The 16,055-nt window shown below is 62.5% G+C and carries 13 protein-coding genes; 6 read left to right on the top strand and 7 right to left on the bottom strand.

The features are described from left to right. Positions 1-49: 49 nt before the first annotated feature. A complete protein-coding gene (locus SM763_RS16235; RefSeq protein WP_368999177.1) occupies positions 50-712 on the bottom strand; it encodes an HAD-IA family hydrolase in 663 nt (220 codons plus the stop codon). Between the two features lie 130 nt (positions 713-842). On the opposite strand from SM763_RS16235, the gene glmU reads away from it, so the two are divergent. The 3 genes from glmU to SM763_RS16220 are packed head-to-tail and all read left to right on the top strand — an operon-like array spanning position 843 to position 4,724. Then, positions 843-2,198, top strand: a complete 1,356-nt coding sequence (gene glmU, locus SM763_RS16230; protein ID WP_368999176.1) for a bifunctional UDP-N-acetylglucosamine diphosphorylase/glucosamine-1-phosphate N-acetyltransferase GlmU — start codon at positions 843-845, stop codon at positions 2,196-2,198. Then, positions 2,198-4,021, top strand: coding sequence for a glutamine--fructose-6-phosphate transaminase (isomerizing) (gene glmS / locus SM763_RS16225; RefSeq protein WP_368999175.1), 1,824 nt, complete (start codon positions 2,198-2,200; stop codon positions 4,019-4,021). Before glmU ends, glmS begins: the two co-directional genes overlap by 1 nt. Before the next feature lie 4 nt (positions 4,022-4,025). Continuing rightward, positions 4,026-4,724 carry a DNA alkylation repair protein gene (locus SM763_RS16220; protein WP_368999174.1) on the top strand — a complete coding sequence of 233 codons (699 nt, stop codon included), beginning with the start codon at positions 4,026-4,028 and terminating at the stop codon, positions 4,722-4,724. A gap of 33 nt (positions 4,725-4,757) precedes the next feature. Here the strand turns inward: SM763_RS16220 and SM763_RS16215 are convergent, their stop codons facing one another. Beyond that, a complete protein-coding gene (locus SM763_RS16215) occupies positions 4,758-5,246 on the bottom strand; it encodes a hypothetical protein (protein ID WP_274836723.1) in 489 nt (162 codons plus the stop codon). Positions 5,247-5,339: 93 nt separating this feature from the next. Here SM763_RS16215 and moaA point away from each other — a divergent pair, with 93 nt between their 5' ends. Genes moaA through SM763_RS16200 form a run of 3 tightly spaced genes read left to right on the top strand, consistent with a single transcriptional unit; the run spans position 5,340 to position 8,725 of the window. Next, positions 5,340-6,347, top strand: a complete 1,008-nt coding sequence (gene moaA, locus SM763_RS16210) for a GTP 3',8-cyclase MoaA (RefSeq protein ID WP_368999173.1) — start codon at positions 5,340-5,342, stop codon at positions 6,345-6,347. A gap of 1 nt (position 6,348) precedes the next feature. Further along, on the top strand, positions 6,349-7,689 hold the full coding sequence (locus SM763_RS16205) for a 3-deoxy-D-manno-octulosonic acid transferase (RefSeq protein ID WP_368999172.1): 1,341 nt from the start codon (positions 6,349-6,351) through the stop codon (positions 7,687-7,689). Further along, the gene (locus tag SM763_RS16200; RefSeq protein ID WP_368999171.1) at positions 7,682-8,725 is read left to right on the top strand and encodes a glycosyltransferase family 4 protein; all 1,044 of its coding nucleotides are present in this window, start codon (positions 7,682-7,684) and stop codon (positions 8,723-8,725) included. The genes SM763_RS16205 and SM763_RS16200 overlap by 8 nt, the downstream gene beginning before the upstream one ends. Before the next feature lie 58 nt (positions 8,726-8,783). Here the strand turns inward: SM763_RS16200 and SM763_RS16195 are convergent, their stop codons facing one another. From SM763_RS16195 to SM763_RS16175, 5 genes are all read right to left on the bottom strand, one after another. Further along, complete coding sequence (locus SM763_RS16195; RefSeq protein ID WP_065273099.1) at positions 8,784-9,947, bottom strand: M20 aminoacylase family protein; 1,164 nt, start codon at positions 9,945-9,947, stop codon at positions 8,784-8,786. A gap of 96 nt (positions 9,948-10,043) precedes the next feature. Continuing rightward, positions 10,044-11,204 carry a M20 aminoacylase family protein gene (locus SM763_RS16190; protein WP_368999170.1) on the bottom strand — a complete coding sequence of 387 codons (1,161 nt, stop codon included), beginning with the start codon at positions 11,202-11,204 and terminating at the stop codon, positions 10,044-10,046. 11 nt (positions 11,205-11,215) lie between these two features. Next, entirely contained in the window at positions 11,216-12,382 is a 1,167-nt protein-coding gene (locus tag SM763_RS16185) for a M20 aminoacylase family protein (protein ID WP_274831808.1), read from the bottom strand. Positions 12,383-12,737: 355 nt separating this feature from the next. Beyond that, a complete protein-coding gene (argE, locus tag SM763_RS16180; RefSeq protein ID WP_368999169.1) occupies positions 12,738-13,904 on the bottom strand; it encodes an acetylornithine deacetylase in 1,167 nt (388 codons plus the stop codon). 4 nt (positions 13,905-13,908) lie between these two features. After that, the gene (locus SM763_RS16175) at positions 13,909-15,729 is read right to left on the bottom strand and encodes an ABC transporter ATP-binding protein (protein WP_065273095.1); all 1,821 of its coding nucleotides are present in this window, start codon (positions 15,727-15,729) and stop codon (positions 13,909-13,911) included. Between the last annotated feature and the right edge of the window lie 326 nt (positions 15,730-16,055).

Here is a 16,055-nt window from a genome sequence, read left to right as displayed (position 1 = left end):
AGCCGCTGTCGCGCCCGGTTTCAGACGCGCGCGGAAGGCCATCAGATCATCAGGGCAGCAATTCCGCCACCACCCCGGGCAGATCTTCATACCGGTGCAGCAGCGCCTCGGGTTTCAGCGCCGCCATGTCATCGCCTGCAGGACCGAAGGTGACGAGAACCGAGGGCACGCCCGCAGCGGCGGATGTATTGCGGTCGGTATCACTGTCGCCAATCAGAACGGTGCGCGCGGGGTCACCGCCCGCGCGGCGGGCCGCTTCGAACAACGGCGCGGGATCGGGTTTGCGCACCGGCAGCGTATCGGCACCGACAAGCGAGGCAAAGGCACCGCGCACGCCAAGGGATTGCATCAGTTGCTCGGCCAGCGCCTCGGGCTTGTTGGTGCAGATGCCCACACCATATCCCGCCAGTTTCAACGCCTCGACGGCATCCATCGCGCCGGGATACAGAACGGTGTGGTGATCGATTGCGGCTTTATACGCCTCCAGCAGCACGGGATAAAAGGCTTCGACGGTAGCGTCGTCGTATTCATTGACCCGCTTCAGCCCCTCGGTCAGCATCCGCTTGCCGCCGCGCAGGGCAATCGCCGCGTCGCCCGGACGGGTCAGCAGATCACCATGGCCCATCTGGCGGAAACAGGCATTGGCCGCTGCCAGCAAATCCCCCGACGTGTCCGCCAGAGTACCATCCAGATCAAAGATCACTGTCCGCATATCGTCCCCTTTCGGCGCATTTCCGCCGCATGATGTTGCAAGCCGCAACCTAGTTTGATGGCGCAATGGCTTGCGCACCCACTGTTAGCGGATAAAACGGGGGCGCTGAAAAGACAAAGAGAAACATAACATGAGCACAGCCCTCGTCATCCTGGCCGCAGGCAAAGGCACGCGGATGAATTCGGATCTGCCTAAGGTCCTGCATCCCATCGCCCAGGCCCCTATGCTGGAACACGCCATGTCCGCCGGGCGCGCTTTGGAGCCGGAACGGATCGTCGTGGTTGCCGGTCATGGCGCCGAAGCCGTGCGCGCCGCCGTGGCCGACATCGACGAGAGCGCCGAGGTTGTGCTGCAAGAGGAACAGCTGGGCACAGGTCACGCAGTGGATCAGGCAAGGGAGGCGCTGGCCGGGTTTGATGGCGATGCGGTGGTTCTTTATGGCGACACGCCTTTTGTCAGCGGCGAGACCATCACCCGCATGATCGAAGCGCGCGCCAAGGCCGATCTGGTGGTTCTGGGTTTCGAGGCTGCTGACCCTGGCCGCTATGGGCGGCTTGTGATGGACGGCGACAGCCTGGAGCGGATCGTCGAGTTCAAGGACGCGAGCGAGACCGAACGCGCAATCACCTTCTGCAATTCCGGCCTGATGGCCTGCGCATCGCAGCTGATGTTCGACCTGATCGCCGAGATCGGCAACGACAACGCGGCGGGCGAATACTACCTCACCGATTTGGTGGAACTGGCCCGCGCCAAGGGCCTGCGCGTCACCGCCGTAGCCTGCGACGAGGCTGAAACGCTGGGTATCAACAGCCGCGCGGAACTGGCCCAGGCCGATGCGCTGTTCCAGAGCCGCGCCCGCGCCGAGGCGCTGGAAAATGGCGTCACCCTGATGGCGCCGGAAACCGTCTATTTCGCCTTTGACACCGTGGTCGGCCGCGATGCGGTCATCGAACCCAACGTGGTGTTCGGCCCCGGCGTTACGGTGGAAAGCGGCGCGTTGATCCGCGCCTTTTCGCATCTCGAAGGCTGCCACGTCAGCCGCGGCTCCAAGGTCGGCCCCTATGCCCGCCTGCGCCCCGGCGCCGAACTGGCAGAAGACACCCATATCGGCAACTTCGTCGAGATCAAGAACGCCGAAATCGCTGCTGGCGCCAAGGTCAATCATCTCTCTTACGTGGGCGATGCCTCGGTCGGCGAAGCCACCAATATCGGGGCCGGCACAATCACCTGCAACTATGATGGCGTAATGAAGCACCGGACCGAAATCGGCGCCCGCAGCTTCATCGGCTCCAACACCCTTCTGGTGGCACCGGTGCGCGTCGGCAATGAGGCGATGACCGCCAGCGGCACCGTGGTGACAAAGAACGTCGACGATGGTGATCTGGCAATCTCGCGCAGCGCCCAGGAAAACAAACCCGGCCGCGCGCGAAAACTGATGGACATGCTGCGCGCCAAGAAGGCCCGCAAGGCAAAAGGAGGCGCGTAATGTGCGGAATCGTCGGAGTTCTTGGCAATCATGAAGCCGCGCCCCTGCTGGTGGAGGCGCTGAAGCGGCTGGAATACCGCGGCTATGACAGTGCGGGTATTGCCACCGTCAACGACGGCAAGCTGGAACGCCGCCGCGCTGTCGGCAAGCTGGTCAACCTCAGCGACCTGCTGGTGCATGAGCCGCTGGCGGGAAAATCCGGCATCGGCCACACCCGCTGGGCCACCCACGGCGAACCTTCGGTCAACAACGCGCACCCGCATCGTGCCGGCGCCGTGGCCGTCGTGCACAATGGCATCATCGAAAACTACCGCGACCTGCGGGCGGAACTGGCCAAAGAAGGGATCGAGTTTCAGACCGAAACCGATACCGAAACCGTCGCGCTGATGACAGAGCGCTACATGCGCGGTGGGCTGTCCGCCGCCGAGGCCGCACAGAAAACCCTGTCACGGCTGGAGGGCGCCTTTGCCCTCGCCTTCCTGTTCGACGGCGAAGAGGATTTGATGGTGGCCGCCCGCAAGGGCTCGCCCTTGGCCATCGGACATGGCACCCGCGAAATGTTCGTCGGCAGCGATGCCATCGCCCTGGCGCCGCTTACGGATAAGATCACCTATCTTGAGGAAGGCGACTGCGCCGTCCTGACCCGCAGCAGCCTGGAGATCCGCGACGCAAACGGGGATCTGGCGAACCGCGAAATGCGCACCATTCAGATAGACGCAGCACAGGTCGACAAGGCCGGACACAAGCATTTCATGGCCAAGGAAATCGCCGAACAGCCCACGGTCATTGCCGAAGCTATCCGCCACTACCTGCCAGTCGGCGAAGACGCGGTGCACCTGCCAGGAGACGGGATCGATTTCACAAAAATCGACCGGCTAACACTGGTCGCCTGTGGCACCGCCTTTTATGCCTGCCTCACTGCGAAATACTGGTTCGAAAAACTGGCCCGCATTCCGGTCGAGGTCGATATCGCCTCCGAATTCCGCTATCGCGAACCACCGATCCCCGGTCGCACAGCCGCACTGTTTGTTTCCCAATCGGGCGAGACCGCAGATACCCTCGCCGCCCTGCGCTATTGCAAGGACAAGGCCGATCAGATCTTGTCGGTGGTCAATGTCCCCGAAAGCTCCATCGCCCGCGAGAGCGATCTGGCCCTGCCGATCCATGCTGGCGTCGAAATCGGGGTCGCCTCGACCAAAGCCTTTACCTGCCAGTTGAGCGTGCTGTTGATGCTGGCCCTCAAGGCCGCAACCGACCGGGGCGAAATCGGCGAAGAGGAACTGCAGGCCCATGTCTCCGCTCTGCGCGGGCTTCCGAACGTCATGTCTGCTGCACTGGAGCAGAACGAGGCGATCCGTCAGGCCTCCCTGAAGCTCAGCGAAGCGCGGGATGTGCTGTTCCTGGGCCGGGGGTTGATGTTCCCGCTGGCGCTCGAAGGCGCATTGAAACTGAAGGAAATCAGCTACATCCACGCCGAAGCCTATGCCTCGGGGGAATTGAAACACGGCCCCATCGCGCTCATCGACAACAACATGCCGGTCGTGGTTCTCGCCCCGCGGGACGATCTTTTCGACAAATCGGTCTCCAACATGCAGGAAGTCATGGCGCGCAAGGGCAAGGTGATGCTGGTCTCGGATGCCGAAGGGCTTGCCGAGGCGGGTGACGAGGTCTGGCAGGCAATCCGCATGCCGCAGGTCCACGACAGCCTGTCGCCGATCCTTTACGCCCTGCCCGCGCAGATGCTGGCCTATCACACCGCCGTGGCCAAGGGCACCGATGTGGACCAGCCGCGCAACCTCGCCAAATCCGTGACGGTGGAATGATCCGATGACGCTGGACGAGGCGCTGGCGCAGCTGCGCGCCCTGATCGAACCGGGCCGCGCCGAGCAGATGGCGGCCTATCACAAGCAGAACCGGGAGGTTCTGGGTATCCCGAACCCGGCGCTCAACGAGCTGACCAAGGGTTGGCGGCAGAGCCTCACGGTGGAAGAGCGCGTCGCCCTTGCCGATGCCCTGTGGCAGACGGATATCTTCGAGGCGCGCCTCGCTGCCGCCAAACTGCTAACCCAGGCCCGGATCAAGGGCGACGACGCCGCCTGGGCGTTGATCTGTTCCTGGGTGCCACAGTTCGATAGCTGGGCCATCGCCGACCATGCCTGCATGGCGGCGCAGAAACGGCTGGTGGCGGATCCCGCCCGGCTGGACGATGTTGAGACCTGGACGCAGTCCGAACATATGTGGACCCGCCGGGCCGCATTGGTCGCCACCCTGCCCTGGGCCAAAATGAACAATCTCAAACCCGCCGATCAGGCCCGGCGGGCGCGGATCATCACATGGGCGGCAGGCTATGTGCCAGACCGCGACTGGTTCATTCAGAAAGCCATCGCTTGGTGGCTGCGCGATCTTAGCAAACACGATGCAGAGGCCACCCGTATCTTTCTGGCGACCCATGGCGATGCGATGAAACCCTTTGCCCGCAAGGAAGCCGGGAAATACCTTCGAGACGAGGCGCCCAAGGCAGGCTAATCCACTGGTTTAGTTCACCGGTCAGTTGGCCCGTCAGTTGGCCGGGCGCACCTGTAGCTCAACCAGCTCGGTCAAAGGCAAACCAAGCGCCCGCATTGCAGCGATGGACACCCGGGCGCTTCCCCCGTTTGCCGCCGGTTTCAGCGTCACCTGCACCTCTGCACCGCTGGCGCTGCGCAATACCGCCTGTTGCTCGGTGCCGACCAAAGAGGTTTCCATCCACAGTCCCGGAACCGCCGGATCCCCCAGCGAGGCGACCACCTGCTCGGTGCCGGTGAAGATTGAGGACGCCGCAGGCGCCTCAGCCTCGGACACCATATCCTCCTCCACAGCATCCGGCACCGTCAGGGCGCCACCGGTTGCATCCAGCGGCGCGCCGGTCACGGGCGCTGCGGTCGGCGCCGGGGTGCTGCTTGCGGCCTGTCCACGCAGGTCGGGAAAGTCCAAATTCCCGCAACCGGCAAGCAGCAGCAGGGACAGGGACAATGGCAGGGCGGCGGAGCATGAGACTGTGATACGCATGGCCGCAAATCTATTGGCGCGCACAGATCTTTACCAGCAGGAAAATGCACTCCCCTCTTGTCGCAGGCAAGGAGCCGCTTTACCTATGCAGTCATGACTGCTCCGCTGATCGATCCCTTCGCCCGCGCCATCACATACCTGCGCGTCTCGGTTACTGACCGTTGTGACTTCCGTTGCGTCTATTGCATGTCGGAAAACATGACCTTTCTGCCCAAGAAAGAACTGCTGACGCTGGAGGAACTGGACCGGCTGTGTTCGACCTTTGTCGGCATGGGCGTGGAAAAGCTACGCATCACCGGCGGTGAGCCTCTGGTGCGGCGCGATATCATGACCTTCTTCCGCGGCATGACCCGGCATCTGGACAGCGGCGCCCTCAAGGAACTGACGCTGACCACCAACGGCTCGCAGCTAGAGAAATACGCCCAGGATCTGTTTGATGCCGGGGTGCGCCGGGTCAATATCTCGCTTGATACGCTGGACGAGCAGAAATTCGCGGCAGTCACCCGCTGGGGCCGCCTGCCGCAGGTCATGCGTGGCATCGATGCGGCGCAAAAAGCGGGCCTCAGGGTCAAGATCAACGCCGTGGCGCTGAAAGGTTTTAACGAACCGGAGCTGCCCGAGATCACGCGCTGGTGCGCCTCGCGTGATATTGATCTCACCTGGATCGAGGTCATGCCGATGGGCGACATCGGCAATGAGGACCGCCTGGACCAATACTGGTCGCTCAAGGACGTGCGGCGCGAATACGAAAATCACTATACCGCGACCGATCTGGCGGAACGCAGCGGCGGCCCGGCCCGCTATGTGCGGCTGGAAGAGACCGGTCAGAAGATCGGTTTTATCACCCCGCTTAGCCATAATTTCTGCGAAAGCTGCAACCGGGTGCGCCTGACCTGCACCGGCGAGCTTTACATGTGCCTGGGTCAGGAAGACATGGCCGATCTGCGCGCGCCCCTGCGCGACCACCCGGACAGCGAGGCCCCGCTCGAAGAGGCGATCCGCGCCGCGATCAACCTCAAACCCAAGGGCCATGATTTCGATTACTCCCGGCAGACGCCCGGCGGCCAGATGTCCCGCCACATGAGCCACACCGGCGGCTGAGATGACCAGCCAAGGTTCTGGCGGCAAGGCGACGGCTCTGTTTCACGCCTACCGGGCCGTCACCGCGCTGATTGCACCCTTTGCCTACCGCAAGGTTGCCGCAAAACTGGCGGCGCAGGGTGTGTCCCCGCAGCGCCAGCGCGAGCGTCTGGGCCATGCCAGCGTGTCGCGCCCCACCCTGCCCTCCGGTGCGCCGCTGATCTGGTTTCACGGCGCCTCGGTCGGGGAGAGCCTGGCCGCGATCACCCTGATCAACCGGCTCGCGGAAAAACGCAGCGACGCGCGCTTCCTTCTGACCTCGGGCACCGCCACCTCGGCTGCGGTGGCAGAAAAGCGGCTGCCAAAGGGCGCGATACATCAGTTCGCCCCACTGGATGCGGCCGGACCGGTGCGCAGGTTCCTCGATCACTGGCGGCCCGATGCCGGGATCTTCGTCGAAAGCGAACTCTGGCCTGTCACCCTCAGCGCCGCTCATAAGCGCGGAACCCGGCTGGCTCTGGTCAATGCCCGCCTGTCCGACCGCTCGGTCCGCAGCTGGCAGAAGCGCGCCGCTACCGCCCGTTTCATCCTATCGCGTTTCGATCTGCTGCTGAGCCAGAACGATCACATGGCACAGAACCTGATCACGCTTGGCGCCGATACCGCGCGGGTGCAGCCCGGTGGCAACCTCAAGGCCGGGGCTGCCGCCCTGCCGATTGACGCGGCGGCGCTGGAGGCGCTGCGATCCGAGGTCGGCGCGCGGCCGGTGTGGATCGCTTCTTCGACCCATGACGGCGAGGAAGAGACTATTCTTGCAGCGCATCGCACCCTGCTGGACCGTTTTCCCGAGTTGTGCCTGGTGCTGATCCCGCGCCACCCGGAACGCAGCGACAAGGTTGCCGAACTCATCCGCGACGCCGAGTTGACCTTCGCGCGGCGCAGCAAGGGAGAAGCGATCACCCCGCAGACGCAGGTCTATCTGGCCGACACGCTGGGCGAGCTGGGCACATTCTACGCGCTGTCTCCGTTGGTGTTTCTGGGAGGCTCTCTGCGACCTATTGGCGGGCATAATCCGTTTGAAGTGGCACAGGCAGGCGCCGCCGTGATCACCGGTCCCGGCACCAGTAATTTCACCGAGACCTTCCCGCCGCTGATCGCCGCTGGCGGTGCGGTTGAAGTGCAGGACGCACCCGGACTTGCGCATGCCGTACAGCACTGGCTGGAAGAGCCCGAAGCTCTGCACGCTGCCTGCGCGGCCGCCTCGGGCTTTGCCAGATCGCAAGCGCAGGAGCTGGATGGCGTGGCGGATCTTCTGATCGACCGGCTGGGGCTTGGGGCCAAAGGGACACATCCCGATGCCTGAGCTCTTCGTCACCAATTTCAACCGTAATTTCACCGGGGTTTCGGCCACCGCCGCCAATGTGATCCGCCAGCAGGCAAACACCCATGATCTGCGGCTGGTGGGTCGCCCCCTGCCCGGCTGCCAAGCCCCGGTTACCACGGCCGAGGCGCGGCGCCTGTGCAGAAACGCCCCGGAAGGCAAACCCTTCGCCATCTGGCACGTGCGACGCAATACGGAAATGCGCGCGGCGATCTGGGCGCGGGATGTGCTGCGCCTTCCGATCCGCATCGTCTTTACCTCGGCGGCGCAGCGGCGGCATTCGGCCCTGCCGCGCTGGCTGATCAGCCGGATGGATGCGGTGGTGGCGACCACGGACAAGGCTGCTGAATTCGTACCGCACGTGCGCGCGGTGGTGCCGCATGGGGTAGACACCGATCTGTTCCAGCCAGCAGACAACCGCGACACCGCCTGGGCGGCGCTGGGATATGGCGGAACCCGCGGCATCGCTACGGTTGGCCGTATCCGCCCGGAAAAGGGCACCGATGTTTTTGTCGATGCGATGATCGACCTCCTGCCCACCCTGCCCGGCGCGGTCGCGCTGGTGATTGGCCGCGCGGCGCGCGAACATCAGGGATTTCTAAAGGATCTGAAATCCCGCATCGCTGCTGCGGGTCTAGGTGATCGTATCCTGCTTCCCGGCGAAATCCCCGCCGCAGATCTGCCGCCGCTGATGCGGGCGTTGTCACTGGTGATGCAACTGCCCCGCTACGAAGGCTACGGCATGGCTCCGCTGGAAGGTATGGCCAGCGGTGTGCCCTTTGTGGGGACCGAGGCTGGGTACTACCGCGCCTTTTCGGCCCAGGGCAAAAGCGGGTTGATCGTACCGCTTGAGGCCGCGCAAGCCGCAGCCGAAGCTGCCCGCGCGATCCTGAGCGATCCGGCGCGCCATGCCCAGATGGCACGGGATGCCCGCGACATCGCCCTGCACAGTTTCAGCGCCCGGACTGAAGCAGATGGGATCGAGGCGGTCTATCAGGCGCTCTGGTCCGAAGGCTGAACATGAAAAAGGCCCGACGATCTGCCGGGCCTTCTTCTTTCAAAAATGTCAGCCTCTATCAGGCGGCGGGCATGCGCTGCTCGACGATACCGGCCCACCAGCTGCAACCAGCCGGAATGGCCTCGTCGTTGAAGTTGTACTCCGGGTGGTGCACATCGGCGCTGTCGCCGTTGCCAACCAGAATATAGGCGCCCGGACGCTCTTCCAGCATATAGGCGAAGTCTTCGCCGCCCATGACCAGCGGCGCTTCATCGCAGTTGCCGGAGATATCGGACGCAACCTTGGCTGCGAATTCGGTCTGCTCTTCGTGGTTCACCATGACCGGATAACCGCGGTTGTAGGTGACGTCGGCCGTGCCGCCAAAGGTCGCTGCAACGCCTGCGCAGATTTCCTTGATCCGCTTTTCGGCCAGATCGCGCATCTCTTTCGACATGGTGCGCACGGTGCCTTTGATCTGAACCCGCTGCGGGATCACGTTGAATGCCTTGGAAGAGGTTTCGAATGAGGTCACCGAGACAACCACGCGATCCACCGGGTCGGCATTGCGCGATGCGATGGTCTGCAGCGCCAGAACCGCCTGAGCGGTCATCACGGTGGTGTCGATGGTCTCATGCGGTTTCGCCGCATGGCCGCCGCGTCCCTCAAAGGTGATGTCAAAGGTGTCGGTCGCGGCAAAAAAGGCACCGGGGCGGATCGAGAAGCTGCCGATCGGTTTACCCGGCCAGTTGTGCATGCCGTAGACTTCCTGGATGTTCCAGCGCTCCATCATGCCGTCGTCGCACATCTCCTTTCCGCCGCCGCCGCCTTCTTCGGCGGGCTGGAAGATCACCACAACGGTGCCATCAAAGTTGCGGGTCTCTGACAGGTATTTGGCAGCGCCCAGCAGCATCGCGGTGTGGCCGTCATGGCCGCAGGCGTGCATGGCATTGGCGGTTTTGGAGGCATACTCAAGCCCGGTCTGCTCGTGGATCGGCAGCGCGTCCATATCGGCGCGCAACCCGATGACCTTGCCCGAGGTGTCGGACTTGCCCTTGATCACGCCGACAACGCCGGTACGGCCGATGCCGGTGACAATCTCGTCGCAGCCGAATTCCTTCAGCTTGTCTGCCACCAGCGCCGAAGTGCGGTGGGTTTCGAACAGGATTTCGGGGTTCTCGTGAAGATCACGGCGCCAGGCGGTGATTTCCTCCTGAAGCTCGGCAAAACGGTTCTTGACCGGCATAGTGTCACTCCTTGTTTTTATCATGTGCGGCGCCACATGCGCCGCCGGGTTTGCTGTCGCAGGCGCCATAGGCACCCGCGAGGGTCCGTGGCCGGATCAGGCCGCGGGCATTCTGCCTTCGACGATTTCCGCGAACCAGCTGATGCCGGCCGGGATGATCTCGTCGTTGAAATCGTATTCTGGGTGATGCAGGCCCGCGCTGGGGCCGTTGCCCAGACGGATCATCGCCCCGGGGCGCTCCTGCAGCATAAAGGAAAAGTCCTCACCGCCCATCAGGATCGGCACATCCTCGCAGATACCAACCGCCTGCGCCGCAGCGCGGGCGTATTCCGTGGCCGCATCATCGTTGATGGTAACCGGCACGCCGATGCGCATTTCCAGCTCGACCGAGCCGCCAAAGGTCGCCGCCACGCCTTCGGCGATTTCCTTGATCCGCTTTGGGATCATCGCGCGCACGTCTTCGGAGTGGGTGCGGATGGTGCCGCGGACCTCTGCCTTGTCGGGGATCACGTTGAACGCCTTGGAAGAGGTCTCGGCGCTGGTCAGCGACATTACCGCCTTCTCCACCGGATCCATGTTGCGCGACACGATGGTCTGCAACGCGGTGATCATATGGCACATCATCACCGTGGTATCGACGGTCATGTTGGGTTTGGCGCCGTGGCCGCCGCGCCCGCTCAGATGCAGGGTGAATTCGTCGACCGAGGCCAGGATCGGCCCGGGACGGATGGCGAACGTGCCTGCCTCGATACCGGGGCTGTTGTGGATTGCATAGACTTCGTCGATGCCGAAACGCTCCATCATCCCGTCTTTGACCATGGCCTCGCCGCCATTGCCGCCTTCTTCGGCGGGCTGGAAGATCATCACGGCGGTACCATCGAAATTGCGGGTCTCCGCAAGGTATTTGGCTGCCCCCAGCAGCATGGCGGTGTGACCGTCATGGCCGCAGGCGTGCATCGCATTGGGGATCTTGGAGGCATGCGGCAGGCCGGTCTGTTCCTGCATTGGCAGCGCGTCCATATCGGCGCGCAGACCGATGGCACGCCCCTTGCTGTCGCTCTTGCCGCGGATCAACGCAACGACGCCGGTGCGGCCGATCCCTGTCACGACCTCATCACAGCCAAATTCTTTCAGCTTTTCCGCCACCAGGGCAGAGGTGCGGTGGGTGTCGTAAAGGATCTCGGGGTTTTCGTGGATGTCGCGGCGCCAAGCTGCGACCTCTTTCTGAAACTCTGCGGCGCGGTTCTTGACTGGCATTCTCGATCTCCTCAGGCGGCGGGCATACGTCGTTCGACCAGTTCGGCGAACCAGCTGCACCCCAGCGGGATGGCATTGTCGTCAAACACATAGGCCGGGTGGTGGCACATGGCGGTGTCGCCATTGCCGAGGAACATATAGGCGCCGGGGCGCTCCTCCAGCATATAGGCGAAATCCTCGGACGGCATGATCGGGTCGGTGTTGTCGACCACATCGGCAGAGACTGCACGGGCAGCTTCGACGGCGTAACCTGTCTCTTCCTCGGTGTTGATGGTGACGGGATAGCCCGGCGACCATTCGACCTTTGCCTCGGCGCCATAGGCGGCAGCGACGTTTTCCGCGATCTGGCGCACCCAGCCTTCGGCCTGCTGGCGATACTCAGTATCGAGGGTGCGCACGGTGCCCTGCAGCCGGGCGGTATGCGCAATAACGTTCGACGCGGTGCTGTCGGTTTCAAAGGTGCCGACGGTCAGGACCACGCGTTTCACCGGGTTCACGTTGCGCGACACGATGGAATGCAGCGACACCACGATCTGCGACGCCACCAAAGTCGTGTCGATGGCATCATGCGGCGCCGCCGCATGGCCGCCCTTGCCGGTCACGGTGATTTCGAATTCATCCGAGGACGCCAGCAGGGCCCCGGGGCGGATAGCAAACTGCCCGACGGGCAGGCCCGGCATATTGTGGAGACCATAGACCTCCTGAATACCCCAACGCTCCATCAGCCCGTCATCGCACATCGCCTTGCCGCCAGCGCCACCTTCTTCGGCAGGCTGGAAGATCAGCACGACCTTGCCATCAAAGTTGCGCGTCTCGGACAGGTATTTCGCTGCCCCCAGCAGGATCGAGGTGTGACCATCGTGGCCACAGGCGTGCATCACGCCCGGCGTTTTCGAGGCATAGTCGACACCCGAGGCTTCGGTGATGGGCAGCGCGTCCATATCCGCGCGCAACCCGATCACCCGTCCCGAGGTGTTGGTCTTGCCTTCGATCACCGCGACGACGCCGGTGCGGCCGATGCCGGTGGTGATATCTGTGAGACCGAATTCCTTCAGCCGTTCCTCCACAAATCCGGCGGTCTTGTGAACCTCGTACATCAGTTCCGGATTCTCATGCAGGTGGCGGCGCCATTTGGTGATTTCATCCTGCAAATCGGCAAAACGGTTTTTGACTGGCATCCTGTTCCTCTTGCGTTGTGCCCGCACGGCTGCGGTTCCGGGGCACTGTCAGTCAATTAAGTTGCGTTAGCAAGTATCACAAGCAGACGAGCTGCCATGCAAAACGCGTCAAAGCGAACCAATTTTGGCCTCCAAAAATTCCCCCCAATAAATTCAGCACATTAGGCCGAACCAATTTGCATTTTCCTGCATCCACACCGGACAGGTGTGGAAAAAATATTTGTATCTGCACAAAATAATGGCCCCGCAGCCGAGCAAGTAAAAACGGGCTGCATCGCCCTGCGATACAGCCCGTCCTTGGTCTGGTTTTGCTTCAGGCCCCGTGTGCCCAGCCATTCGAGTCAGGTCATTCCTTTCAGGCCGCCAGCCGGTCCACCAACTGCCGCATAAAATCGTGACCGGCGTTGAACTGGGCGACGGTGATGAATTCATTCGGCTGATGCGCCTGGGCAATGTCGCCGGGACCGCAGATGACAGCGGAATAGCCCGCTTCCTGGAATTGCCCCGCTTCGGTGCCATAGCTGACCACGTGGGTGCCATTGTCCCCGGTGATCATCCGCACCAGCGTTTCCGCTGCGCCCTCCTGTTCGGGGACGAGGCCCGGAACGTTGAACTTCTTTTCGATCTCGATTCGCGCCTCCGGGTGCACTGCCTGCATCTCGGCTTCGACGCGGCGCACTTCGGCCAGATAAGCCTCTTCCCAGTCGGCCGCGTTTTCGCCAGGCACCACGCGGAAATCCATCACGAACCGGCAATCCTTGGCGGTGATGTTATGCGCCGTGCCACCTTCGATCATGCCGACGTGGCAGGTGGTATAGGGCGGCGTGAACATCGCCGGGATCTCTTCCGGCTCGGCAGCCGCATTTTCCGCATTACGGTGGTTAGCCCAGTCGATCAACCGCGCCCCCTGCATCACCGCGCTGACCCCGGTGTGCATCAGCGAGCTGTGCACCTCAAAGCCGATCAGATGCGTGTCATAGCCGATACCGCCCTTATGGCCGGTCACCGCCTTCATCATCGACGGCTCGCCGACGATGACCGCGCCGCCCTTGGGCAGCACGGGCTGCATGGCCTCGATCATCGGCGGGGCGCCGGTACAGCCAATTTCCTCGTCAAAGGAAAGCGCCAACTGCAGCGGACGATTTACGCCGCGCCGGTGCGCATCGACCAGAGCCCAGATCGCCAGCGCGTCGAAGCCTTTCATGTCGCAGCAGCCGCGCCCGTAGTATTTGCCGTCACGCTCCACCACGGTGAAAGGATCGCTGTCCCAGGGCTGGCCGTCGACCGGCACCACATCGGTATGGCCGGACAGGACCACCGCCCCTTCGACCATCGGTCCGGCATGGGCAAAGACCGCCGCCTTGTGCGGCTGATCGGGATCGACCCAGCGGTGCGGCGTGATGCCATGGCTGCTCAGGTATTCTTCGACCCAATCGACCAGCGGCAGATTCGTGTCCCGGCTGACGGTGGGAAAGGAAACCAGTTTCTCCATCAGCTCCAGCGGCGTCAGAATATCAGCCACAGGATCAATACCCACTGTCGGTGGTCAGAACGAAATGGCCCGGCTCAAGCTCAAGGTACTCTGACGGCTCCGGCTTGTAATCCGTGCCGTGAATGGGCGAGGGAATCGGTTTGAAGTTCAGATCCTTCTCGCTCTTACGCTTGCGCGGATCGGCGATAGGCACGGCCTTCATCAGCGCCTGGGTATAGGCGTGCAGCGGGTTGGCAAAGACACGGTCGCGCGGGCCGATTTCAACGATCCGGCCCAGATACATCACGCCCACCTGATGGCTGACGCGTTCGACGACGGCCATGTCGTGGCTGATGAACAGGAAGGACAGCCCCAATTCGGCCTGCAGTTCCATCATCAGGTTCAGAACCTGCGCCTGCACCGACACGTCCAGCGCCGAGACCGCCTCGTCCGCGACGATCAGTTTGGGATTGAGCGCCAGCGCCCGGGCAATGGCGATTCGTTGCCGCTGACCACCGGACATTTCATGCGGATAGCGGCGCATGAAGCTGCGCGGCAGGTGCACACGGTCAAACAGCGAGGCAACGCGATCCTGCAGTTCCGAGCCCGAGGCAAGCCCGTAGTTACGCATCGGTTCAGCCACCTGATCCAAGAGCTGCATCTGCGGATTGAGCGAGGCAAAGGGATCCTGGAAGATCATCTGCATGTCGAGACGCGCCTTGTGCATCTGCGAGTTGCTGAGCCCCAGAATATCGCGCCCCTCGAAATTTACCTGCCCCGACATGGGTTCGACCAGACGGAGAATCGAGCGTCCGGCGCTGGATTTACCACAACCGGATTCGCCGACCAGCGACAGGGTCTGGCCCTTGAACACCTTGAACGAGACGTCCTCGACCGCGTGCACATTGGCAACGGTACGGCGCAGCACCCCGCCTTTGACCGGGAAACGGGTGGTCAGGTTCTTAACCTCAAGAAGCACCTCATCGGTGCCCTTGATCGGTTCGATCTTCTGGTCCTCGACGCCCATCAGTTTCATCGGTTCGGGATAGTCCTTACCGATCATTTCGCCAAGTTTTGGCACGGCGGCCAGCAGGGCGCGGGTATAGTCGTGCTGCGGGTTTTCAAAGATCTCGGTGACGGTGCCTTCTTCGACCTTGTTGCCGCGGAACATAACCACCACGCGGTCCGCCATTTGCGCCACAACCGCCATATCGTGGGTGATAAACATCACCGCAGTGCCGGTTTCCCGCTTCAGCCGGTCCATCAGGGCCAGAATTTCGGCCTGAATGGTCACATCAAGCGCGGTGGTCGGCTCATCCGCAATAAGAAGGCGCGGCTCACAGGCCATCGCCATCGCGATCACCACACGCTGACGCATACCGCCGGACAGCTCATGCGGGTATTGCTTCAGGCGCCGTTCGGGTTCGGGGATGCGCACCTGACGCAAAAGTTCCAGCGCCCGCTCTTCTGCCTGTTTTTTAGTCATGTTCTTGTGGATGCGCAGACCTTCGGTCAGTTGGCGCCCCACAGTGAACACCGGATTGAGCGCAGTCATCGGCTCCTGGAAGATCATTCCGATCTCGTTGCCGCGAATCTGCTTCATCATCTCCTGTTCGGCCTTGGCCAGGTCGGTGGTTTCACCGCCACGGCCATTGAACAGCAGTTCCCCACCCGCGATTTCGCCGCCGCCGAACTCGACGAGACGCATCAGGGAGAGGGAAGAAACCGATTTCCCCGAACCGGATTCGCCCACGATACAAACGGTTTCGCCCGGGTTGACGTCAAACGAGACATCCTCAACCCCGACGACCGGGCCGTCCTTGGTCTGAAATTCGACCCGCAAGCCCTTAATTTGTGCAATTGGTTGGTCCAGCACCCCAGTCGTCCCCTTATCGGTAAATCGTTATCCGCTGCATCGTTGGCAGTCTTTCAAGGCCGAGATGTAAGCTGATCATTGAAGCTTCGTCAAACCAATGGGCGGCGTTAAGCGAAATTTTGGATCCGAAGGCTTGCAATTTCCGCAAACTCTGTTTCGATACCTCCCAGTGTCTGCCCGGGCAATCTGGCGCGCAGGACCGGCCATGGCCGAAGCTGGCGCATTAGATTTCAATCGTTTAACGCGTGGGGCGGAACGACAAACCATCCGCAATCTTGCGGCAACAGGCTGGGCCACGCATCGCCCGGCCGCAAAAAGACACAAGA

The organism is Pseudophaeobacter sp. C1-32P7 (assembly GCF_041008775.1).
Classification (GTDB): Bacteria; Pseudomonadota; Alphaproteobacteria; order Rhodobacterales; family Rhodobacteraceae; genus Phycobacter; species Phycobacter gallaeciensis_A.
This window is presented reverse-complemented; position numbering and strand designations above follow the sequence as displayed.

Coding starts and splice junctions, on each gene's coding strand:
- SM763_RS16205 (WP_368999172.1), top strand. CDS start 6,349: ATGACCAGCCAAGGTTCTGGCGGCAAGGCGACGGCTCTGTTTCACGCC.
- SM763_RS16195 (WP_065273099.1), bottom strand. CDS start 9,947: ATGCCGGTCAAGAACCGTTTTGCCGAGCTTCAGGAGGAAATCACCGCC.
- glmU (WP_368999176.1), top strand. CDS start 843: ATGAGCACAGCCCTCGTCATCCTGGCCGCAGGCAAAGGCACGCGGATG.
- glmS (WP_368999175.1), top strand. CDS start 2,198: ATGTGCGGAATCGTCGGAGTTCTTGGCAATCATGAAGCCGCGCCCCTG.
- moaA (WP_368999173.1), top strand. CDS start 5,340: ATGACTGCTCCGCTGATCGATCCCTTCGCCCGCGCCATCACATACCTG.
- SM763_RS16200 (WP_368999171.1), top strand. CDS start 7,682: ATGCCTGAGCTCTTCGTCACCAATTTCAACCGTAATTTCACCGGGGTT.
- SM763_RS16220 (WP_368999174.1), top strand. CDS start 4,026: ATGACGCTGGACGAGGCGCTGGCGCAGCTGCGCGCCCTGATCGAACCG.
- SM763_RS16190 (WP_368999170.1), bottom strand. CDS start 11,204: ATGCCAGTCAAGAACCGCGCCGCAGAGTTTCAGAAAGAGGTCGCAGCT.
- SM763_RS16185 (WP_274831808.1), bottom strand. CDS start 12,382: ATGCCAGTCAAAAACCGTTTTGCCGATTTGCAGGATGAAATCACCAAA.
- SM763_RS16215 (WP_274836723.1), bottom strand. CDS start 5,246: ATGCGTATCACAGTCTCATGCTCCGCCGCCCTGCCATTGTCCCTGTCC.
- SM763_RS16235 (WP_368999177.1), bottom strand. CDS start 712: ATGCGGACAGTGATCTTTGATCTGGATGGTACTCTGGCGGACACGTCG.